This is a genomic window from Paraburkholderia sp. CNPSo 3076 (assembly GCF_026343935.1).
Classification (GTDB): Bacteria; Pseudomonadota; Gammaproteobacteria; order Burkholderiales; family Burkholderiaceae; genus Paraburkholderia; species Paraburkholderia nodosa.
Genome location: NZ_JAPMAL010000016.1, coordinates 233,540 through 255,298, shown reverse-complemented (window position 1 = coordinate 255,298; position 21,759 = coordinate 233,540). Strand labels below are relative to the sequence as shown.

Below are 21,759 nucleotides of genomic sequence, written 5' to 3'. Positions count from 1 at the left end.
TGGCGCAGGAGGTTGAGACGCCGGGAGCTAGCCGCGGCGTTTGCTGCAGCAGGGCGGCGGTTTCTCGCCGCCCTGAGTGACGTGCTGTACGCCGCTTAGCGGCGCGCGGCGGTGGCGGTGCGTTCGCTCGCGCCGGCGCGCGATTCGTCGCCCGCGCTGGCGGCGCGCTCGGCGCTCATGTCGCGGGCACCCCAGCGCTGGGCGAGCGCCGCGCACACCATCAACTGGATCTGGTGGAACAGCATGAGCGGCAGCACGACCGCGCCCACGGCGTTGGAGGCGAAGATGACCTTCGCCATCGGCACGCCGGCCGCGAGGCTTTTCTTCGAGCCACAGAAAATGATGGTGATCTGGTCGGCGCGCGAGAAGCCGAGCTTCTTGCTCGTGAACATCGTGATGCCGAGCGCGAGCGCGAGCAGCACCGCGTTCACCACGAGCAGGCCACCGAGTGCGGTGAGCGGAATGTGATGCCAGAGCCCTTCGTTCACGGCCTCGGAAAACGCGCCGAACACCACCAGCAGGATCGACCCCTGATCGACGAACTTGAGCACGCCCTTGTTGCGCTCGATCCAGCGGCCGATCACCGGGCGCAGCAGCTGGCCCGCCACGAACGGCACAAGTAGTTGCAGCACGATGTTCCACACGGTGTGCCAGGCCGAGCCGCCGCTCGCGCTCTGGTTCGTGACGATCAGGCTCACGAGCGCGGGGGTGACGAAGATGCCGATCAGGCTCGATGCCGAAGCGCTGCAAACGGCGGCGGGCACGTTGCCGCGCGCAATCGAGGTGAACGCAATGGACGACTGCACCGTGGAGGGCAGCGTGCAGAGGAACAGCACGCCCGCGTAGAGCGCCGGGGTGACGAGCGGCGAAAGCAGGGGCTTGAGCGCGAGGCCCAGCGCCGGAAAGAGCACGAAGGTGCTGAGCAGCACGACGATGTGCAGCCGCCAGTGCGTCGCACCGGCGACGATCGCCTCGCGCGAGAGCTTGGCGCCGTGCAGGAAGAACAGCAGGCCGACGGCCACATTGGTCAGCCAGTTGAAACCGGTGGCGGCCTGGCCGTGCACCGGGAACAGGCTCGCAAGAATCACCGTGCCGACGAGGGAAAGGGTGAAGTTATCGGGCAGGAATTTCGGACGTGCCATCGGACAATCTCAAATGCGCGCCTGGGCGCCTGGCTGCGCGCAGATCGATGTGCGTGCAACGGGTGAATCGGGATGTCTATTGTCGGCGCAAGCCGATTGAAAAAGCAAATTCATTTGAAGCATCGATTCATGATGGATACGCATGTATCGCCGGCGTCGATGTCCCCTTTATGCCGGATTCCTCATCGACGGGCGAGGGTATTCCCGAGCCGCAAAAGTCGTCAGGAGTCCGCGCATTCTTCAGATGTTCAGGCTTGCTCAAACATAAAACGAACAGCGCTCACACCTGCTCGGAGAGCCTTGCCAGGCGGCCTTCCGAGGGCGCATCCGAAGCCAGAAAACCCAGCAGTAACATGGTGTTACAACCCTTCGGGCGGCATAACATCTTTTGGCTCGACACCCATACAGCACGCCCATAAATTACCGTCAAGGACGCCCGGACCGTTGTGGCGGCAATCGTTACGCGCTCGCGCGGCGAGCGTCCCGGGACTGGCCTGCCATGGCCCGAGTGGCGGGTTGCCAAAGCGCGAACGTCGGGCAGGTGAAACGTCACAATGCACGCAGGGTTGTCAAAACTGGGACAGTGGGTCTTGGGGGCCGGATTAGCGGCCTTCGTTGCGCTCGCCCATGCTCAGCCCGGTTTTCCAGGGCACGGCGGGGGCGGCGGCTTCGCGCGCGCGCCTTCCATGCCCGCGATGCCCGCCATGCACTCGATGCCCGCGCCGCGCGGTGGCATGTCGTTGGGCGGCGGCTACCGCGGCGCCCCTGAGCGCGGCCGCGGCCCGGCCGCTTACGCCGGTGCCGCTTCGCCCATGCGCGTGGCCGACCAGGGCGGCCGCTATGAGCGCGGCGGCAATCGTGCGCCGAACCAGTGGCAAGGTCAGGTCCAGCAGCAGGCTCCCCATCGCGACTACAGCTATGGCACGCCGTTCGGCGGCTACGGCGGCGGCTATCGCGGCAATCCCATCACGCCCGTGAGCGCGGAAACGCGTCCGGTGCCGCATCCGCCGGCCGACTCGCCGGTGCGCGCGGGCTCGATCCGCGAAGACGTCGCCCGCTACAACGAGGAGCGCGGCGGTACCTACCGGCCATTCCCGCGCAACGGCGGCGAGGTCCCGCGTCCGCCCATGCCTTCGCCTTACCGCAATTGAGCGCTGCCTCACGGCCCGCTTTTGTTTTCTTCCCCCGCACGCTTTCTCCCGCTTTCTTCATTTGATTCTCCTCAGGATTCGCTTCAGGCATTGACCTGCTAGCGCCGCCGAAACACGTCCAAAACAAGGTGCGTTCGTCCACGCCGCGAAAACTGACGCGTGGATACCACACTTTTTTGGAAATCTCTCGTCATACAGAACCCGTTCGTCTCAAATCTCGCTTTCGTTTCGGCGGCACGTCATTCGCAGCCCCACGCGTGCGGGAGCGCCCCGCTGGGCGCGGCCCGGCAGGCTGCGATTCGCAGTGACGCAGCGCAGCGGAAAGCGGCGTCGACAGCGGCAAACAAGGTTCTATCGACGGCAATCTAATCCGCCCCATATACCGGCAATAACACCGTTTATTTTTGATCATAAAAATGGTCCGCAAAGATGGATCCGCCCAGAACGGCCACGCCTGCGAACGACGGAAAAACAGAGCTCGCGTGAGCGCCTCAGCCGCCCGACACCCTTTTTTGACAAAGACTGGAGAACCCATGAATACAACGGTCAGCCGTGCGCTGAGCACCACCCTGAAGGCGAGCGCGCTCGCCGCTGTTATTGCCGCCGCGTCGTCGTCGGCGTTTGCGCAGTCGAGCGTCCAGCTCTACGGCCAGGTCGACGAATGGGTCGGGGCGACGAAATTTCCGGGCGGCCAGACCGCCTGGAACGTGAGCGGCGGGGGCATGTCCACGTCGTACTGGGGCATGAAGGGATCTGAAGATCTGGGCGGCGGCTACAAGGCGATCTTCACCCTGGAAAGCTTCTTCCGCGCGCAAAACGGCCAGTACGGCCGCTTCGCGGGCGACACGTTCTTCGCGCGCAATGCGTACGTCGGCATCGAATCGCCGTACGGCACGGTCACGGCGGGGCGCCTGACGACACAACTGTTCGTCTCGACGATTCTCTTCAACCCATTCATCGATTCGTACACCTTCTCGCCGATGGTGTACCACGTGTACCTCGGCCTCTCGACGTTCCCGACCTACACGACCGACCAGGGCGTGGTGGGCGACTCGGGCTGGAACAACGCCGTGCAGTACTCGTCGCCTAACTTCAACGGCCTCTCGGGTTCGGCCATGTATGCGTTCGGCAACCAGGCCGGCCAGAACGGCTCGAAGAAGTGGAGCGTGCAGGGCCTGTATTTCCATGGCCCGTTTGCGGCCACGGCGGTCTACCAGTACGTGAACTTCAACAACACGCCGGGCGACATCGGCAGCATCGTGAGCGGCGACACGACCATCATCGGCCTGAAGAGCCAGGGCGTGGCGCAGGTCGGCCTCTCGTACGACCTCAAGTACGTGAAGTTCTTCGGCCAGTACATGTACACGGCGAACTGGCAGCAGGTGGGCAGCTGGCACGTCAACACCGCCCAGGGCGGCGTGACGGTCCCGGCCGGCCCGGGCACGGTCATGGCGTCGTATGCGTACTCGCGCGACGGCGGCGGCCTGAACCAGACGCGCCAGACGGCGGCCATCGGCTACGACTACCCGCTCTCCAAGCGCACCGACGTCTACGCCGCTTACATGTACGACCACTTCGACAACATGTCGAGCGGCCAGACCTACGGTGTGGGCATGCGCGCGAAGTTCTAAACAGCGCAGCCTGTAACGTCGCCGTTCGACGCAAAAACCCCGCGCTATGTGCAGCGCGGGGTTTTTGCTTTCTGGGCCGCCCGATTTAAGGCGCGGCAAAGCGCGCCTGCGCGTTTCAACACCCGCATTTGATAAAACGAGGAAAATATCGCCGATTGATTCTCATTCTTTGATGTTCGAATTGAAGGCCGCGCAATGGATACCCTCGTCAGCATGAAAGTGTTCCGCCAGGTGGTGGAGGCGGGCAGCTTCGTCGCGGCGGCCGAGCGCATGAACATGTCCGCCGCGATGGCGAGCAAGCATGTAATGCATCTGGAGCAGCAGCTCGGCGCGCGCCTGTTGAACCGCACCACGCGCCGCGTCGCGCCCACCGAGGCGGGGCGCGAGTATTACGAGCGCGTGGCCCAGGCGCTCACCGAACTCGACGAGGCCGGCCAGGCGGTGGGCGCGGCGAGCGTGGTGCCGCAGGGGCGCCTGCGCGTGTCTTCGCTCACGGCGTTCGGGCTGCGTCATGTGATGGGCGCGGTCGCCGACTACGCCGCCGGCTATCCGCAGGTGACCGTCGACATCACGCTGTCCGACCGCGTGGTCGAGCTGATCGACGAGGGCTTCGACGTGGCGATCCGCGCCGCGCCTTCGGGGCTCAAGTCGTCTTCGCTGATCGCGCGGCCGCTCGCCACCGCGCACATCGTGCTGTGCGCCTCGCCCGAGTACCTGCGCCGCCACGGCGCGCCGAAAACCGTGGCCGATCTCGCGCGGCACAACTTCGTTCAGTACGCGGGGGCTTCGGCCCAGGAACTCGCGCCGTTCGCGGAGGGCGCGGGCGGCATGAAGCCGAAGCCGGGCGGCAATCTCATCGTCAATCACCTGGAAGCGCTGCGCGTGGTGGTGCTGCAAGGCGGCGGGCTGTCGATGCTCGGCACCGAGGTGGTGGGCGACGATATCGCCGAAGGTCGCCTCGTGCCGCTGCTCGTCGACGCGCTGCCGCCGCGCGAACTGCCGATCTACGCCGTGTACGCGAGCCGCCGCCATCTCTCGGCGAAGGTGCGCTCGTTCGTCGATTTCCTTGCCGCGCGCTTTTCGGAGCGCGAACTCTGGCCGGGCGTCGAAGCGATACGGGCGGCGGCGGTCAATGCCGACGCCGCCCGTATTGCGTCCGCCCGCGGCTGAAACCGGGCCCGCCTGCGCTCAGCGGCCCACGCCCAGCCGCGCCTTCGTCGCCTCGTACTCGTGCTTCAGGCGCGCCACGAGATCCGCCACGGAGGGCACGTCGTCCATCAGGCCGACGGCCTGGCCTGCACCCCACACGTCTTTCCAGGCCTTCGCCTTCGAGGTGCCCGCGCCGAAGTCCATCTTCGACTTGTCCGACTCGGGCAGCGCATCGGGATCGAGCCCGACGTTCACGATGCTCTCGCGGATGTAGTTGCCGTGCACGCCCGTGAAGAGGTTCGTGTAGACGATGTCCGCGGCTTTCGCTTCGAGAATGGCGTGCTTGTAGTCGTCCACGGCGTGCGCCTCTTTCGTCGCGATGAAGCGCGTGCCCATGTAGGCGAGGTCCGCGCCCATGGCCTGGGCGGCGAGGATCGAGCCGCCGTTGGCGATCGCGCCCGACAGCACGATCGGGCCGTCGAAGATGCGCCGCACTTCGCCTACCAGCGCGAACGGCGAGGTCGTACCCGCATGGCCGCCCGCGCCCGCGGCCACGAGGATCAGGCCGTCCACGCCCGCTTCGAGCGCCTTGGCGGCGTGGCGCAGGTTGATGACGTCGTGCAGCACGATGCCGCCGTAGCTGTGCACCGCGTCGAGCAGCTCGCGCGGCGGCGCGCGCAGGCTCGTGATGAAGATCGGCACATGGTGCTCGACGCACACGCGCACGTCGTGCTCGAGCCGCGCATTCGACTGATGCACGATCTGGTTGACGGCGATCGGCCCGATGACGGCCTCGGGGTTCGCGCGCTTGTGCGCGGTGAGTTCCTCCCGGATCTGCGTGAGCCAGACGCCCAGTTCCTCGGCGGGGCGCGCGTTGAGCGCCGGAAACGAACCGACGATGCCCGCCTTGCACTGCGCGAGCACCAGTTCCGGATAGCTGACGATGAACATCGGCGAGCCCACGACGGGCAGCGAGAGGTTTTGCAGGACGGCGGGCAGTGCCATGGGGAGGTCTCCTTGCGGCGCTTCGATAGACGGCGGGGGCGCGAAAACGGCCGTTCGATTATAGGCGTGAGGTCGATCGGGCATCGTGCGTGCGGATCCCTCGTGCGGTTTTCGAGGGAGTGTTCGGTTTCTACCGCTGCGGGCCCAAAAGCACATTTTCGAGCCGCGCTCGCCTCATACAATGACCGCAGACCAACAAACACAAGAGACTAACCCCATGCCCTTCGACGGATTCCAGCCTTTCACCGTTCGCACTGCGGGCGGCGTAGACATCTGCGGCGTGAAGGGCGGCGACGGACCGCCGCTGTTGCTGCTGCACGGCCATCCGCAGACGCATATGATCTGGCACCGGTGCGCTTCCTCACTCGCGCAGCACTTCACCGTCATCGCGACGGATCTGCGCGGCTACGGCGCCTCCTCGAAACCGGCCAGCGACGACACGCACGCCGCCTATTCGAAACGCGCGATGGCGGCCGATCAGGTCGAAGTCATGCGCCACTTCGGCCACGAGCGTTTTCTCGTGTGCGCACACGACCGCGGCGCGCGCGTTGCGCACCGCATGGCGCTCGACCACGCCGACGCCGTCGAGCGGCTCATGCTGCTCGACATCGCGCCCACGCTCGCCATGTACGAGCAGACCGACCGCGAGTTCGCCACGCTCTACTTCCACTGGTTCTTCCTGATCCAGCCCGAGCCGCTGCCGGAGACGCTGATCGAAGCGAACCCCGACGTTTATATCGAGCGCGTCATGGGCAGCCGTCACGCGGGCCTCGCACCCTTCGCGCCGAAGGCGCTGGGCGCCTACCGCGCGGCGCTGCGCCAGCCGGGCGCCGTGCATGCGATGTGCGAGGACTACCGCGCCTCGGCCACCATCGACCTCGAGCACGACCGCGCCGATCTCGAGCGCGGCAACAAGGTGGCGTGCCCGCTGCGCGTGCTGTGGGGCGCGGAAGGCGTGATCGAGCGCTGCTTCGACCCGCTCGCCGAATGGCGCAAGGTGGCGCGCGACGTGAGCGGGCGTGCGTTGCCGTGCGGCCATTACATTCCCGAAGAGGCGAGCGAGGCGCTGGTCGAGGAGATGCTGGCGTTCTTCGAGACCACGGAGCGCTGACGGGCTGCCGCGCCCGGGTTTCAGCACCCGGGCTTCAGCGTAGCGGCGGCAGGCGGCGCGGCACCGGCGTGGACTTGACGATGGCCGTGCTGGTTTCGGCGCGCTCGGTGACTTTCGCGAGAATCTCGTCGAGCTGATCGATCGAATGCAGATAAAGCCGGGCGATGAAGCAGTCGTCGCCCGTGACCTTGTCGCACTCGACGAATTCGGGAATGCGCCTCAGCACCTCTTCCACCAGATGCAATTGTCCGGGCAGCGGCTTCACGCGCACGATGGCCTGCAAGGTGTAGCCGAGCGCGCGCGGATCGATCTGCACCGTATAGCCGCCAATCACGCCTTGCGCTTCGAGCCGGCGCAGCCGCTCGGACGTGCTCGGCGCCGACAGCCCCACGTGCTTGGCCAGTTCGGCGACGCTTGAGCGGGCGTCCTCGGCGAGCGCCGCGAGCAGCATGCGGTCGATGTCGTCGAGCGGGGCCGCGGCGGGCGTTGGGTTCGGACGTCGGTTCATGATTGCGCGGGTGCTCCGCCAGGTTGGCCTTTCAATCGAAGGCAAGTCTTGCCTCTTGCCTAAGTTTAGCCATGTATTCCTCGCCTTGCAGCCGATAAACTGGCTTGCAGATACGAAGGGCTGCGCGCCCTTCGTGCGCTAAACGAGGATGCAAGCTCATGTCTTCCACCACTCCTGAAATTCGCCGCGGCGCCGCCGAGATGATCGTCGCGATGCTGATGTCCGGCACCATCGGCTGGCTCGTGGTCGCCTCGCGGCAGGCCCCGATCAACATCGCCTTTTTACGCTGCGTGCTGGGCGGCGCGACGCTCACGCTCGTGTGCGCCGCGCTCGGCCTGCTGCGCCGCAAGCACCTGCCGCCGCGCACGCTCGCGCTCGCCGTGCTGGGGGGCGCGGCCATCGTCGCGAACTGGGTGCTGTTGTTCGCCGCCTATTCGCGTGCGTCGATCTCCATGGCCACGGCCGTCTACAACACACAGCCATTCATGCTGGTCGGTCTCGGCGTGGTCATTTTGCGCGAGCGCGTGAGCGCTTCGACGGTTGCGTGGCTGGCGGTGGCCTTCCTCGGCCTCGTATGCGTGGTCGAGGTGGAGCCCGCCGTGCTCGCGGTGCCCGGCGAGTATCTGCAGGGCGTGGCCTACGCGGCGGGTGCGGCGTTTCTCTACGCGATCTCGTCGATCATCACGCGCCATCTCAAGGGCACGCCGCCGCATCTCATCGCGCTCGTGCAGCTCGCGTTCGGCGCGCTCGCGCTCGCGCCGTTCATCCACTACGGCACGCTGCCGGCCACGCCGCTGCACTGGGCGCAGCTCGTCACGCTCGGCATCGTGCACACGGGCATCATGTACGTGCTGCTCTACGGCGCGATCCAGAAGCTGCCCACGGCGATGACGGGCGCGCTCTCGTTCATTTATCCCGTGGTCGCGATCCTCGTGGACTGGTTCGCGTTCGGCCAGCGGCTCGCGTGGATCCAGGTGGTGGGCGCCGCGCTCATCCTGGTCGCGGCGGCGGGCGTGAACCTCGGCTGGCGGATCGTGCCGCAGCGGCGGGACACGCGTTCGGCCTGAGGCGTCGCGAGCGCGCCGCGCTGGCGCCGCGCTGGCGCGGCGCTTCGGCATGCGGCGGTTGGCGCGCGGGCAGCATAATGTCGCGATTCGAACCTCGCGACTCTCTGCTCCTCATGACGCCTTCGAACGCCCCACGGGACGAAGCCGAACTCACGCGCGCCAAGCGCCAGGCGCTGGCGTTTCTGCTGGTTGCGGCGCTCGTCTTCGCCGGCACGGCGCTTTTTTTCCCGCCAGGCGTCGTGACGGACGGCGTCAAGTCCGTGAGCGAAGCCGCAATGGTCGGCGGCCTGGCCGACTGGTTCGCGGTTGTCGCGCTGTTCCGGCGCGTCCCGATTCCGTTCGTTTCGGCGCATACGGGCGTGATTCCGCGCAACAAGGAACGCATCGCCGACGAGCTCGCCGCCTTCGTGCGCGACAAGTTTCTCGACGTGGGTTCGCTCGTCGGGTTGATCCGGCGCCACGATCCGGTGGCGCGGCTTTCCAGCTGGCTCACCGCGCCGCAGAATGCGCAGCGCCTCGGCGACTACGCGGTGCGCATGATGTCGGGCGTGCTCGGCCTCACCGATGACGCGCGCATCCAGAGCTTCATCCGCGACAGCCTGCACGCGGCGCTCGCGCGCGTCGACTTCTCGAAGTCGGCGGGCGCGATTCTCGACACGCTCACCCGGGACGGCCGCCACCAGGAGCTGCTCGACCAGATGCTCGAGCAGCTCGCCATCCTGTTGCGCGACGAGGGCACGCGCGCGTTCGTCGCATCGGCCATCGTCGACTGGCTCAAGAGCGACTATCCGACGACCGAGAAGTTTTTGCCGAGTGAGTGGATCGGCGAGAGCGGCGCGCGCGTGGTGGAAAGCGCCGTGAACCGGCTGCTGCTGCAGGTGAGCGAGGATCGCGAACACCATCTGCGCCAGAAGTTCGATGAGGTCGTGGAGAAGCTGATCGTGAAGCTGAAGAGCGATCCTGCGTTCCTGCGCAAGGGCGAGGAGCTGAAGGCGAGCCTGCGCGAGGGCGGCGCGCTCAACGATTACACGCGCGCGCTGTGGGACAGCCTGCGCGCGTGGCTGCGCGACGATCTGGAGCGCGAAGACTCGGCGCTGCACGCGAAGGTCGCCGCCACGGGCCAGTGGCTCGGCGAGACGCTCGCCGCCGACGCTGACCTGCGCACCTCGCTCAACGGCCATCTCGAAGACGCCGCGCGCACCATGGCACCCGACTTCGCGCGCTACCTCACGCATCACATTCGCGACACCGTGAAGAACTGGGACACGCGCGAGACCGCGCGGCTCATCGAGTTAAAAATCGGCAAGGATCTGCAAAAAATCCGCGTGAACGGCACGGTGATCGGCGGCGCGATCGGGCTCGGACTCTATCTGTGTTCGCATCTGTTCGAGCTTGTGCGGCTCAAGCTCGGGTAGTGAGATTGATTCGGATTCCAGATCAATGGCTCGTGCAACGATGCGCCAGGCCTGCGGGCGTAGGTCATCTGTAGGGAAATCACTGATGCTTCGGGAATTCTGGCGCGAGTATCATGCCCTTGACAGTTTGATCACGTCAGAGCTAATTCCAACGCTCGTCCGGAAACGGACGAGCGTTTTTTTTCGCGCTTTTCCCGCTTTTTCCAGGCAGCCCCGCTAGACCGCTGCTGCCGGGGCTTCGAGGCGTTCGCCGTTCACGACCAGCGCGCCGCTCTTCGCCAGTTCCCCAGCCAGTTCGCGCAGCAGCCCCGGCCACTCGCTGCGCGGAGCGAGTTGCTGCGCCGCGGCGTGCAGGGAGGCGGCGTTTTCCAGCATCGCCAATAACGAGTCGAAGGTCATCGCGCGCACTTCCAGCAGCTTGAAGACGATCAGCACCTTGAGCGCGTTCTTCGCGTTGCGGGCCGGGTCGGCGCGCAGCCAGGCGAGGCGCGAGAACGCGCGCTCCAGCGCCGCCTCGACGTTCGTGAACGGCTTGCCGTGGCCCGGAATCACCACGCGCACGTCGAGCTTCGCGATGGCTTCGAGCACCGCGTGCTGCTCGGCGAACCCGCTTTCGCCTTCGAGCTCGGGGAAAATCACGCCGAAGCCATTCTCCCAGAGCGCATCGGCGCTGATGAGCAGGCGCGGCCCGGCTGCGTAGAGCATCACGGAGTCAGGGTCGTGCCCCGGCGCGCCGATTACCTCCCATTCGAAGCCTCCTAGCGCGAGCCGTTCGCCCGCCGCGAGCGTGCCTGTGAACGCGAATCGGTCGCAGGTCTGCCCGGTGGCGAGAAAGCTCAGGCGCGCCTCGTCCCACTCGCGCACGATCGTCGCGCTCGCTGCGGGGATCAGCGTCGCGCAGAGCCATTGCGCCTGCAGACGCGCGTTGCCGCCGCAATGGTCGGAGTGCAGGTGCGTGTTGACGATGAGGTCGAGCGCTCGCGGGCCGAGCGCGTGGCGCACGAGCGCGAGCGTCTGTTCGGCGTGTGTGGCGTAGCCGGTATCGACGAGCGCGGCGCGCGCCTCATCGACGAGCAGCACGTTGTTCGACGACAGCCAGCCGCGCTCGAACACGCGGATCGATTCAGGGAGTGTGGGCGCGTCGCTCATGCCGGTGCGTGCTCGGGTTTGGGCATGACGAGGATCGTCGCGCGCCCTACCACGAGCGTTTCGCCCTTCTGATTCACGGCCTCGCCCACGAGCTTCACGAGATCGCCGTTCAGGCTCGGCTTCCACCACGCTTCATCCACGCGCCACTCGAACGTGATCGTGTCGTTCGCGTGCGCGGCGCGCTTGAGCTTCATGTCGAATTCGAGCCCGAGCGGTTGCGCGTACTGCGAGTAGTGCGTGGCGAGCAGCGCCATGAAATGCGCGGTGGGCTGCGTGCCCGACGCGATCAGGCCGCCAAAGCGGCTTTGCGCCGCGTAGGCTTCGTCGTGGTGCAGCGGGTTCAGGTCATTCACGAGCAGTCCGAACGATTTCACCGATTCGGGCGTGAGTTGAAGCGTCGAGCGGAACGTCTCGCCGACCGTTACGACGCGGGCGGACGCGTTCATTGTTTTTCTCCTTGCGACGCGGAGCGCTGCGCGACCCATTCGGCGTGCCGCGTCTCGATCGCGTCCCAGACGGCGCGCCTGGCAGCATCGTCGAGCGTGGACCAGCCGGCAATTTCGTCGATGGTGCGCAGGCAGCCCTCGCACAAGCCGCTGCGCTCATCCATGCGGCAGATGTTGATGCAAGGCGAGGGCGGCGGCGTGACGGTGTCGTGAATAGCGGTCATGCTCACGCGTCGCGCAGCGCGACGTCCACCACGGGCGCGCCGGTCAGCGCTTCGAGTTCCTGTGGCGAGAGGTTGAACACCGCATGCGGATGGCCGGCCGCGGCCCACAGGCTTTCGAGCTCGAACAGATCGGCGTCGATCAGCGTGACGGGCGTCGTGGCGTGGCCGATGGGGCACACGCCGCCAATGGCGTAGCCGGTTTTCTCGCGCACGAACTTCGCGTCGGCGCGGCCGATCTCGCCCACGTGCGCGGCCACTTTCTTTTCGTCCACGCGGTTTGCGCCGCTCGCGATCACGAGCACGGGCGCGTCGTCTTCGCGGCGGCGGAACAGGATCGACTTGGCGATCTGCGCGACTTCGCAGCCAAGACCCGCAGCGGCTTCGGCGGAAGTCTTGCCGGTCTCGGGCAGCATCACGACCGGCCTGGCGTGGCCGCGCTCGCGCAGCATCAGGGCGACGCGGCGCGCGGAGTCGGGCAGGGCGTCGAGGTTGTCGAGGGTTTCCGTCATGAGTTGATTTCCTTCGTACTACGATTCGATGGATCGCGGTTCAAGCGCAGGCGGCTTCGCTGCGCGCTTTCGCAAGCAGGGCCTTGCCCGCGCGCGAGACGTTCGCCCGGCCGATGGCGGTCGAAATGAAGTCACCCGCCGCGACGACCTGGTTCAGGTCGATGCCGGTATGGATGCCCAGGCCGTTCATGAGGTACAGCACGTCTTCGGTCGCGACGTTGCCCGTGGCGCCCTTCGCATACGGACAGCCGCCCAGGCCCGCCACCGACGCGTGGAAAATGGCGATGCCTTCTTCGAGCGCCGCATAGATGTTGGCGAGCGCCTGGCCGTAGGTGTCGTGGAAGTGGCCCGAAAGGCGCTCACGCGGGAACACCTTCGTCACCGCTTCGAACACTTCGTGCACGCGCCTCGCCGTGCCCACGCCGATGGTGTCGGCAATGTCGATCTCGTCGCAGCCGAGCGCGGCGAAGCGCTCCACGACATCGACGACCGAAGCGACCTGCACGTCGCCCTGATACGGGCAACCGAGCGCGCACGACACGCTGCCGCGAATGCGCACGCCGTGCTCCTTCGCGGCTTGCGCCACGGGCGCGAAGCGCTCGATGCTTTCCGCGATCGAGCAGTTGATGTTCTTCTGCGAGAACGCCTCGCTCGCCGCGCCGAAGATCACGATCTCGTCCGCGCGCGCGGCGAGCGCGCCTTCGAAGCCGCGCAGATTCGGCGTGAGGACCGAGTAGATCGCGTCGCTGCGGCGCTCGATACCGGCCATGACTTCGGCGCCGTCGGCCATCTGCGGAACCCATTTGGGCGAGACGAACGAGGCGGCCTCGATGTTCGGAAAGCCCGCGGACGAGAGCCGGTTGATCAGTTCGATTTTGGTTGCGGTGGGAACGAATTCCTTCTCGTTCTGCAGGCCGTCGCGCGGGCCGACTTCGACGATCTTGACTGCGGTGGGTAATGCCATTGCCGTGTCTCCAACGAATATTTGAAATGCTTCGCGATGTTCCGATGCGATTTGCCGATGTTCAGTAACCGCGCCCGACATGCACCACGCCGCTCACGGTCTCGCCGCGAGCCAGCGCGCCGATCTTGTCGGCGACCTGCGAGATCGCTTCGTCGCGCAACGTGAGCGCCGAACTGTGCGGCGTGATCGTGATGCGCGGCTCGCGCCAGAACAGGTGATCGGGCGGCAACGGCTCTTCGCGGAACACGTCGAGTGTCGCCGCCGCGAGCGTGCCGTTGGCCAGCGCGTCGAGCAGGTCCTGCTCGTCCAGATGCGTGCCGCGCGCCACGTTCACGAGATACGCGCCGCGCGAGAGCTTGCCGAAGGTGCGCGCATTGAGCACGCTTTCGGTGTCGGGCGTGGCGGGCAGCAGGTTCACGAGCAGCTTCACGCCGTCGAGGAAGGCGTCGAACTGCTCGCCGTGCAACTCGCCCGAATACGTTTCGATGCCCTCGATCGTCTTCATGCTGCGCGAAAAGCCGCGCACCGGCACGCCGAGCGAGGCAACCGCGTGCGCGACCTGCGCGCCGAGTACGCCCAGGCCGAGCACGCCCACCGTGAAGGTTTCGTGCGGATGCGGTGCGAGCACGTGCCATTCACGGCGCGCCTGCGCGAGCGCGTAGTCGTCGAAGCGGCGCAGGTAGCGCAGCACGGCATGCTGCACGTACTCGCTCATCTGCCGGCCCATGCCCGAGTCTTCCAGCCGCACGAGCATCGCGGTGCCGGGCAGCGTGCCCGGCCGCTCGCGTTCGTGGGCGAGGATCGCGTCGACGCCCGCGCCCAGATTGAAGATGGCCCGAAGCCCTGGCACGCCGAAGAGTTCGCGCGGCGGGTGCCAGACGACCGCGTAATCGGCGGGGTCGGTGTCGCCGGGTTGCCACTCGCGCAACTCGGCATCGGGCAGGGCGCGCGCGAGGCCGTGGAGCCACGTGGAGGCGTCGGTCTGCGGGAACCAGAAAATGATTTTCATGATGGGTGAACCTGTCCCTGGTAACGGCGGTGCGGCTCGAACATACGCGCTGTTGCGTTGCGTGCGGCTCGCCAGAGCCGCGTGCACCGGCACCATTCTACTTTTTCAGGCCCGTGGCCGCCGGGCAAATCGCGACGCGCCTGAGCGCGGCGTGTCCCGCGCCGGACCGCGGTGGGGGCGCCGAAAAGCTAAGCAAAAAAAATTGGTTCGGCGCATGCGGCTCGCTGGCCACAATCGATTCACGCCGTGTTCCAGCGAGGAAAAAATCATGCTTTCGTGCGCGCAAATGCGTTGGCCGCCCCGCCTCGTCACCGTGCCGGGCCTGCACGGCAGCGACGGCGCTCACTGGCAGAGCTGGCTCGAACGCCAGTTCGCGCGCTCGCTGCGCGCGGAGCAGGACGACTGGGACGCGCCCGATCTCGCGGTCTGGGGCGCGGGGCTCGCGCGGCGGCTCGCCGGCGAGCGCGGGCCGTTCCTGCTGGCCGCGCACAGCTTCGGCTGCCTCGTGGCGGCGCATGCGCTGCACACGGGCGTGCTGGGGGAGAGCGGCGCAGACATTGCCGGCGTGCTGTTCGTCGCGCCCGCGAGTCCCGAGAAATTCCGCTTTGCCGGCGCGTTCGAGGCGCGGCAGCTGCCCGTGCCGTCCATCCTCATCGGCAGCGAAACCGATCCGTGGATGCCGCTCGAAGGCGCCCGCGCGCTCTCGCAGCAACTGGGCAGCACGTTCGTGAATCTCGGCGATGCAGGGCACATCAACACGGCGGCCGGCTTCGGGCCGTGGCCGCGCGCGAAGTATTTCGTCGATACGCTCGTCCATGGCGCAGCGCCGGGGCGGTTGCGCGACGCGGCATTCGACCAGGGCGGTCCGGCGTACGCCTGAGGTGAGGCGCAGCGAACCGCAGCGTAGGCCCGCTCAGTGCCTGAGCGCCGCCCGCAACAACCGTGCCGTATGGAGCGCGATCATCCCTTCTTCGTCGGTGCGGATCGCGAAAACGGGAACGCGGCTTTCGCGCGCGCTCACGCGCTCGTTGCCGTTACTGCTGCCCACCTCGTTGACTTGCGCGTCGAGCACGGTGCCGAAAACCGGCGCGAGCCGCTCGCACACCTGTGCGCGAACGGGCGCGGCGTGCTCGCCGATGCCCGCCGTGAACACGAGCGCGTCGAGCCCGCCCAGCACCACGGCGAGCTTGCCCACGTCCTGCGCGATGCGATACGTATAGAAGTCGATCGCGAGCCTCGCCCGGTCGCTGCCGCTCGCGAGCAGTTCGCGCATGTCGCTGCTCAGGCCCGACAGGCCCTTGAGGCCCGACTCCTGATACAGCACCTTCTCGATGGCGTGGTAGTCCATGCCCTTCGCCATCATCCAGAGCACGGCGCCCGCGTCGAGCGCGCCGCAGCGGGTGCCCATGGGCAGGCCGTCGAGCGCGGTGAGGCCCATGGTGGTCTCGACGCTCTTGCCGTCCTTCATCGCGCACAGGCTCGCGCCGTTGCCCAGATGCGCGACGACCACGCGCCCGCGCGCAACGTCGGGCGCGACCTGATGCAGGTGCCTGGCGATGTACTCGTACGAGAGACCGTGAAAGCCATAGCGCCGCACGCCCTCGCCGTAATAGCTGTACGGCAGCGCGAAGAGCTGCGCCATGATGTCGTTGCCCGCGTGGAACGCGGTGTCGAAGCACGCCACCTGCGGCAGCTCGGGCGCGGCCTGGCGCACCGCGCGAATCGCGGCGAGATTGTGCGGCTGATGCAGGGGCGCGAGCGGCGTGAGCGAGTCGAGCTCCTGGATCACTTCGTCGTCGATGAGCACCGCGTCGGCGTAGCGCGCGCCGCCGTGCACCACGCGGTGACCGATCGCGGCGGGCGGCGTGTCGCGCAGGCCCACGGCGAGCACGAGGCGCAGGAGCCGAAACGCGGCGTCGTGATTGGCGACCTGGGCGACCGGAAACTTCTCGTCGACGATCAGGCGCCCGTCGGCCATATGCGCGACCACGCGCGGTGCGACGCCGATGCCCTCGATCTGCCCGCCCGCGCCATGCAGCGCGCGCGCGCCGCCCTCCACGTGGTCGTCTTCGATCACGCGAAACACCGAACACTTGATGCTCGACGAACCCGCATTCACGACGAGCACGACATGGCCTTCCATGGCCGGCTGGGCTTGGACGCTGCTCACAGGATCTCCGTGGCTTTGCGCGCGCGCCGCGCATGCGCGAGCAGTACGGCGATTGCGCAACTGCCGATGCGCGAGCGCACGCTGTCGGCGCGGCTCGTGAGGATGATCGGCACGCGCGCGCCGAGGACGATGCCGGCCGCTTCCGCGCCGGCGAGGAAGGTGAGCTGCTTGGCGAGCATGTTGCCCGCTTCGAGGTCGGGCACGAGCAGGATGTCGGGGTCGCCTGCAACAGGCGAGTGGATGCCCTTGATGCGCGCGGCTTCGGCGCTGATCGCGTTGTCGAAGGCGAGCGGGCCATCGAGCAGGCCGCCCGTGATCTGGCCGCGGTCGGCCATCTTGCAGAGCGCGGCGGCGTCGATGGTGGAGGGCATCTTTTCGGACACGGTTTCCACGGCGCCGAGAATGGCGACCTTGGGCGTGCCTACGCCCAGCGACTGCACGAGGTCGATCGCGTTGCGCACGATGTCGGCCTTGTCGGCAAGCTTGGGGAAGATGTTGACGGCCGCATCGGTGATGAAAAGCGGCTTGTGGTACGAGGGCACGTCCATCGCGAACACGTGCGAGAGGCGCCGCTCGGTGCGCAGGCCATTGGCGCCGAGCGCGACTTCGTGAAGCAGTTCGTCGCTGTGCAGGCTGCCCTTCATGAGCAGTTCGGCCTCGCCCTCGCGCACGGCGCGCACCGCGAGTTCGGCGGCGGCGTGGCTGTGCGGCGCGTCGATGAGGGTGATGCCATCGAGGCGCAGGTCGGCTTCCTCGGCCACCGCGCGGATCTTCGCCTCGGGGCCGACGAGGATCGGCACGATCAAGCCGAGGTTCGCGGCGTCGAGCGCCCCGGTGAGCGAGGACACGTCACAGGGATGCGCCACGGCGGTGGGCACGGGCGCGAGGCCGCCGCAACGGGCGAGCAGAACCGAATACTTGTCGGGCGATGAAGTCATGGCGGTCTCCACTAGGGCGTCCATCTGGACCATGCTGCGGCGCGCAAAGCCGTAACAGTGTAGACCAGCGCGAATGAGCCAGTCGGCTGGATGCACGCCAGGCCGGCGCGGCATCGTGACGCGTCGCGCTCAGGCCCGGCAGTCGCGGCTGTCATGCTTCGTTCACAGGGCGTTGCGATCATCGGGTAGGCCCCGAGGGCCGGCGCGAACCTTGACTTTCGCAAGGCTGACGCCTAAGTTTTTAGATGCCGCAGTGCAACATGATCTGGCTCTTTTCACGTCGCGGTCGCGAGGCGCACGAAGCGCGCATGCGGCCGCGAATATCTTTTGCCGGCCCCGTTGCCCGCAATGCCGCCGCTGTGAGGGCGGCAGCAGAGGGGCAGCGGCCAGGCCCCGCGCGCCATTCGTCGTGAAGGCGTGCGTCCACGGCCCGCGCCGGCCTGGCGCCTGCTTGCCGCGAGGCGGGCGGGTGCTCCCTTAAAGGAGATTCGTCTCGTGGCAGTTCCCACCTCCTCGCCGCTCGTTTCGTCGCCGTTTTCGTTTCTGCCCACGCTCGCATCGGGCACGTCTTTCTGGCCCTTTGCGCCTTTCTGGCCCCTCGCGGGCGCATCCGACGAGGAGTCATCGCCCCAGACGCCGCTGATCGAGGCGGCTTCGGCCGTGTCTTCGGCAGTGAACCAGGCAATCGAATCGGCGCAGGCCGCGCCGACGGCCGCGCAGCCGCTCTACGACTACCTCTACGACGCCTGGCAGCGCAGCGTGCTGTTCCTCGACGTGCTGCGCGAGCGCGGCAACCAGACTTACGTGCACGAGCAGGCCGGCATGCCGCCGGTGCTCGCGTTCGACTACGAAGTGATCGTCGACGGCCGCGAACTCGACGATCCGTGCAACTACGCGCTCCTGCGCATCAAGCCCGAAGAGGGCGTGCCGACCGACCCGCGCATGCGTCCCTTCGTCGTGATCGATCCGCGTGCGGGCCACGGCCCCGGCATTGCCGGGTTCAAGATGGACAGCGAAGTCGGCATCGCGTTGCGCAAGGGCCACCCGTGCTATTTCGTGACCTTCTTCCCGGTGCCCTGCGAAACGCAGACGATCCAGTCGGTCGCGCAGGCCGAAGGTGTGTTCGTGCAACGCGTGCGCGAGCTGCATCCGGACGCGGACGGCCTGCCGTTCATCATCGGCAACTGCCAGGGCGGCTGGGCCGCGGCGCTGCTCGCGGCTTCCGCGCCCGCGCTGGTCGGCCCGCTCATGCTCGCGGGCTCGCCGCTCTCGTACTGGGCCGGCGTGCGCGGCAAGAATCCCATGCGCTATTCGGGCGGCATGCTGGGCGGCTCGTGGATGTCCTCGCTCGCCGCGGACCTGGGCGACGGCCGCTTCGACGGCGCGTATCTCGTGCAGAACTTCGAGTACCTCAACCCGGCCAACACATACTGGGGCAAGCTCTACAACCTCTACTCGAGGGTCGATTCCGAGCGTGAGCGCTTCCTCGAATTCGAGCGCTGGTGGGGCGGCCATTTCCAGCTGAACCGCGCCGAGATCGACTGGATCGTGCAGAACCTGTTCGTGGGCAACCACCTCACGCGCAACGAGGTGTTCGCGAAGAACGCGCGCTCGCCGGTGGACCTGCGCAACATCCGCACGCCGATCATCGTGCTCGCCTCGTGGGGCGACAACATCACGCCGCCGCAGCAGGCGCTCAACTGGATTCCCGACCTGTATGCGAGCGTCGACGAGATCGTCGCCAACGAGCAGGTGATCGTGTACTGCCTGCACGACAAGGTGGGGCACCTGGGCATCTTCGTTTCGGCGAGCGTGGCCAATAAGGAACACACCGAACTATTCTCGGCGCTCGACCTGATCGACGTGCTGCCGCCGGGCCTCTACGAAGCGAAGATTACCGACTCGACGCCGGAAGCCGGGCGCCTCGAAGCGCTCGAAGGGCGCTACGAGATCCGCTTCGAGCGCCGCACCATCGAAGACATTCTCGCGCTCGACGACGGCCGCGACGACGAGCAGCCCTTCGAAGTGGTGCGCCGCTTCGCGGAGAACAACCAGCGTCTCTACGACCTGTTCGTTTCGCCGTTTGTGCGCGCGTCGACCAATGCGTTCAGCGCGCACGCGCTGCGCGAGTCGCATCCGTCGCGCGTGGAGCGCAGCGTGATGAGCGACGCGAACCCGGCGCTCGGCGTGCTGCCCGCCATGGCCGAAGCGGTGCGCAGCAATCGCAAGCCGACCGCGTCCGACAATCCGTTCACGCTGCTCGAGAAGCAGACTTCGGCGACCATCGAGGCTTCGTGGGACGCGTACCGCGACGCGCGCGATGCCTGGATCGAGAGCACGTTCTACAACGTCTACACCGCGCCGTGGGTGCAGGCCTGGGTGGGCGTGACGCCGAACGAGCCGCTCGAGCCCATCGCGCCGCCGCTCATGGCGCTGCGCAAGGAGCTCGCGCAGTACCGCCTGCGCGCGGCGCGCGCGCATCTCACGAAAGGCACGCTCGTCGACGCGTTCATGCGCATCGCCGCGTACATCGTCGACGAAATGCATACCGTGCAGTACCGCCCGTTCCAGCGCATGCGCGAACTCGCGCGCGAGTATCTCGGCGATCGCCAGCCGAGCATCGCCGAACTCAAGGAAGCGGCGCGCCGCCAGGGCGCGATCGTGCAGCTCGATCCGCAGGCCGCGATCGACGCGCTGCCCGAGATCGTGCCCGACATGAAGTTGCGCCGCGCGCTGCTCGCGGCCGTGTACCGCATCGCGACCGTGTCCGGGCCGCTCGAAGGCGAGCGGCGCGAGCGCTATCGCCACGTGCAGCGCGCGCTGGGCGTCGAGCCGGGCAGCGAGAAGACGGGACTGCCGCCGCTCGACGGCGGCGGGTCGTCGTCGGAGGGCGGGGGTGTTTCGGGCGCCGGCGGCGGTACGGCTGGCGACGGCAGCGCGGAACAGGGCGTCAAGGCATCCTCCGCCGCGCAAGCTGCGGAACCTGAAGCTGAAGCCCCGGCGGCTCCCGCGAAGTCCTCCCGCGCGAAGGCTGCCGCTGCGGGCGAACACGCCGCGTCCGCGAAACCCATGCGCGCGGCGCGCGCCGGCGTGAAGGTGAAGACCGCGGAACCGGCCGAAGCGAAGAAGGCGCCCGCTGCCGCCAAGACGGCGGCGCGCCGCTCGCGCGCGGCATCGACGCCCACCGCCACGCGGGCCGCGGGCACGACGGCCACGCGCCGCCGCGCGACGCGCAGCGCGAGCGAGTAACGAAGCCCAATCCCGTGGCACCCCGGACGCGCCGCATCCCCGCCGATGCGGCGCGTCGTTTTGAGGTCCACACACCGGCAGCCAGATCGGCAACTGCATCCGCGGCCATCACCGGCCGTCTTCCACTGCGAGGTCAGCCATGCATACTCCTCCCGAACGGCCGCTTGCCGGCATGCGCGCGCTCGTCACCGGCGTGGCGAACGCCGATTCGATCGCTTACGGCTGCGCCCGCGCGTTCGCCGATCTCGGTGCGCAACTCGCCATCACCTATCTCAACGACAAGGCCAAGCCCTACGTCGAGCCGCTCGCCAACGAACTGGGGGCGCAATTGCTGCTGCCATTGAACGTCGAGGAAGACGGCCAGCTCGACGCTGTATTCGACGCCGTGCGCGAAACGTGGGGCGCGCTCGACATCGTGCTGCATTCCATCGCCTATGCGCCGAAAGAGGATCTGCAGGGCGGCCTGCTCGATTCGTCGGCGCAGGGTTTCGCGTATGCGATGGACGTGTCGTGCCACTCGTTCATCCGCATGGCGAAGCGCGCCGTGCCGCTCATGCCGCACGGCGGCACGCTCTTCGCGATGAGCTACGACGGCGCGAACCGCGTCGTGCCCAGCTACAACCTGATGGGCCCGGTGAAGGCGGCGCTCGAAGCGTCATGCCGCTATCTTGCGTACGAACTCGGGCCGATCGGCATCCGCGTGCACGCGATCTCGCCTGGGCCGCTCAAGACGCGCGCGGCCTCGGGGCTGCCCGACTTCGACCGCATGCTCGCCGAGGCCGTGGAGCGCGCGCCGCTCGGCGAACTCGTCGACATCATGGACGTGGGCTACGCGACCGCGTATCTCGCCACGCGCTACGCCCGCCGCATGAGCGGCAACACCGTGTATATCGACGGCGGCGCGCACATCATGGCGTAACAA

At 67.3% G+C, this 21,759-nt stretch carries 20 protein-coding genes; 9 read left to right on the top strand and 11 right to left on the bottom strand.

Going from position 1 to position 21,759, the window contains the following annotated elements; all coding sequences use genetic code 11:
• Positions 1-95 precede the first annotated feature (95 nt).
• Positions 96-1,142: a bile acid:sodium symporter family protein gene (locus M3A49_RS20180; RefSeq protein WP_266230409.1), complete on the bottom strand. Its 1,047-nt coding sequence runs from the start codon at positions 1,140-1,142 to the stop codon at positions 96-98.
• Between the two features lie 590 nt (positions 1,143-1,732).
• On the opposite strand from M3A49_RS20180, the gene M3A49_RS20175 reads away from it, so the two are divergent.
• From M3A49_RS20175 to M3A49_RS20165, 3 genes are all read left to right on the top strand, one after another.
• Positions 1,733-2,293, top strand: coding sequence for a hypothetical protein (locus M3A49_RS20175; protein WP_266230408.1), 561 nt, complete (start codon positions 1,733-1,735; stop codon positions 2,291-2,293).
• Between the two features lie 533 nt (positions 2,294-2,826).
• Positions 2,827-3,924, top strand: a complete 1,098-nt coding sequence (locus tag M3A49_RS20170; protein ID WP_266230406.1) for a porin — start codon at positions 2,827-2,829, stop codon at positions 3,922-3,924.
• 195 nt (positions 3,925-4,119) lie between these two features.
• Positions 4,120-5,094 carry a LysR family transcriptional regulator gene (locus tag M3A49_RS20165; protein WP_028201744.1) on the top strand — a complete coding sequence of 325 codons (975 nt, stop codon included), beginning with the start codon at positions 4,120-4,122 and terminating at the stop codon, positions 5,092-5,094.
• Positions 5,095-5,112: 18 nt separating this feature from the next.
• Here the strand turns inward: M3A49_RS20165 and M3A49_RS20160 are convergent, their stop codons facing one another.
• Positions 5,113-6,078 (bottom strand): NAD(P)H-dependent flavin oxidoreductase, encoded by a 966-nt coding sequence (locus M3A49_RS20160; RefSeq protein WP_028201745.1) that lies wholly within the window; start codon positions 6,076-6,078, stop codon positions 5,113-5,115.
• A 217-nt stretch (positions 6,079-6,295) separates the two neighbouring features.
• Between M3A49_RS20160 and M3A49_RS20155 the strand changes: the two genes are divergently transcribed.
• Positions 6,296-7,189: an alpha/beta fold hydrolase gene (locus tag M3A49_RS20155; RefSeq protein ID WP_028201746.1), complete on the top strand. Its 894-nt coding sequence runs from the start codon at positions 6,296-6,298 to the stop codon at positions 7,187-7,189.
• Between the two features lie 34 nt (positions 7,190-7,223).
• Here M3A49_RS20155 and M3A49_RS20150 read toward each other — a convergent pair whose 3' ends face one another.
• Positions 7,224-7,697 (bottom strand): Lrp/AsnC family transcriptional regulator, encoded by a 474-nt coding sequence (locus tag M3A49_RS20150; protein ID WP_266230405.1) that lies wholly within the window; start codon positions 7,695-7,697, stop codon positions 7,224-7,226.
• 158 nt (positions 7,698-7,855) lie between these two features.
• On the opposite strand from M3A49_RS20150, the gene M3A49_RS20145 reads away from it, so the two are divergent.
• Both M3A49_RS20145 and M3A49_RS20140 read left to right on the top strand, forming a co-directional pair.
• Positions 7,856-8,764: a DMT family transporter gene (locus M3A49_RS20145; RefSeq protein WP_266230404.1), complete on the top strand. Its 909-nt coding sequence runs from the start codon at positions 7,856-7,858 to the stop codon at positions 8,762-8,764.
• Positions 8,765-8,877: 113 nt separating this feature from the next.
• Complete coding sequence (locus M3A49_RS20140) at positions 8,878-10,179, top strand: DUF445 domain-containing protein (protein WP_266230403.1); 1,302 nt, start codon at positions 8,878-8,880, stop codon at positions 10,177-10,179.
• A 216-nt stretch (positions 10,180-10,395) separates the two neighbouring features.
• Here the strand turns inward: M3A49_RS20140 and M3A49_RS20135 are convergent, their stop codons facing one another.
• The 6 genes from M3A49_RS20135 to M3A49_RS20110 all read right to left on the bottom strand — a co-directional run bounded on the left by M3A49_RS20135 (position 10,396) and on the right by M3A49_RS20110 (position 14,480).
• Positions 10,396-11,328: an MBL fold metallo-hydrolase gene (locus M3A49_RS20135; protein WP_266230401.1), complete on the bottom strand. Its 933-nt coding sequence runs from the start codon at positions 11,326-11,328 to the stop codon at positions 10,396-10,398.
• Complete coding sequence (locus M3A49_RS20130; RefSeq protein ID WP_266230399.1) at positions 11,325-11,774, bottom strand: MaoC family dehydratase; 450 nt, start codon at positions 11,772-11,774, stop codon at positions 11,325-11,327. Before M3A49_RS20130 ends, M3A49_RS20135 begins: the two co-directional genes overlap by 4 nt.
• On the bottom strand, positions 11,771-11,998 hold the full coding sequence (locus tag M3A49_RS20125; protein WP_266230397.1) for a DUF1289 domain-containing protein: 228 nt from the start codon (positions 11,996-11,998) through the stop codon (positions 11,771-11,773). The genes M3A49_RS20130 and M3A49_RS20125 overlap by 4 nt, the downstream gene beginning before the upstream one ends.
• A gap of 2 nt (positions 11,999-12,000) precedes the next feature.
• Positions 12,001-12,507, bottom strand: a complete 507-nt coding sequence (locus M3A49_RS20120) for a YbaK/EbsC family protein (RefSeq protein WP_028201753.1) — start codon at positions 12,505-12,507, stop codon at positions 12,001-12,003.
• A 40-nt stretch (positions 12,508-12,547) separates the two neighbouring features.
• Positions 12,548-13,471, bottom strand: a complete 924-nt coding sequence (locus tag M3A49_RS20115; protein ID WP_266230395.1) for a hydroxymethylglutaryl-CoA lyase — start codon at positions 13,469-13,471, stop codon at positions 12,548-12,550.
• A 61-nt stretch (positions 13,472-13,532) separates the two neighbouring features.
• The gene (locus M3A49_RS20110; RefSeq protein WP_266230393.1) at positions 13,533-14,480 is read right to left on the bottom strand and encodes a 2-hydroxyacid dehydrogenase; all 948 of its coding nucleotides are present in this window, start codon (positions 14,478-14,480) and stop codon (positions 13,533-13,535) included.
• A 268-nt stretch (positions 14,481-14,748) separates the two neighbouring features.
• Here M3A49_RS20110 and M3A49_RS20105 point away from each other — a divergent pair, with 268 nt between their 5' ends.
• Positions 14,749-15,360 carry an RBBP9/YdeN family alpha/beta hydrolase gene (locus M3A49_RS20105; RefSeq protein WP_254352604.1) on the top strand — a complete coding sequence of 204 codons (612 nt, stop codon included), beginning with the start codon at positions 14,749-14,751 and terminating at the stop codon, positions 15,358-15,360.
• A gap of 33 nt (positions 15,361-15,393) precedes the next feature.
• On the opposite strand, the gene M3A49_RS20100 is transcribed toward M3A49_RS20105, so the two are convergent.
• Both M3A49_RS20100 and M3A49_RS20095 read right to left on the bottom strand, forming a co-directional pair.
• A complete protein-coding gene (locus M3A49_RS20100) occupies positions 15,394-16,623 on the bottom strand; it encodes an acetate/propionate family kinase (protein WP_266230485.1) in 1,230 nt (409 codons plus the stop codon).
• A gap of 23 nt (positions 16,624-16,646) precedes the next feature.
• Positions 16,647-17,588 carry a bifunctional enoyl-CoA hydratase/phosphate acetyltransferase gene (locus M3A49_RS20095; protein ID WP_254352602.1) on the bottom strand — a complete coding sequence of 314 codons (942 nt, stop codon included), beginning with the start codon at positions 17,586-17,588 and terminating at the stop codon, positions 16,647-16,649.
• A gap of 495 nt (positions 17,589-18,083) precedes the next feature.
• On the opposite strand from M3A49_RS20095, the gene M3A49_RS20090 reads away from it, so the two are divergent.
• Both M3A49_RS20090 and fabI read left to right on the top strand, forming a co-directional pair.
• Positions 18,084-20,837 carry a DUF3141 domain-containing protein gene (locus M3A49_RS20090; protein WP_323183224.1) on the top strand — a complete coding sequence of 918 codons (2,754 nt, stop codon included), beginning with the start codon at positions 18,084-18,086 and terminating at the stop codon, positions 20,835-20,837.
• Positions 20,838-20,976: 139 nt separating this feature from the next.
• Complete coding sequence (gene fabI, locus M3A49_RS20085; RefSeq protein ID WP_266230391.1) at positions 20,977-21,756, top strand: enoyl-ACP reductase FabI; 780 nt, start codon at positions 20,977-20,979, stop codon at positions 21,754-21,756.
• Positions 21,757-21,759: the final 3 nt, after the last annotated feature.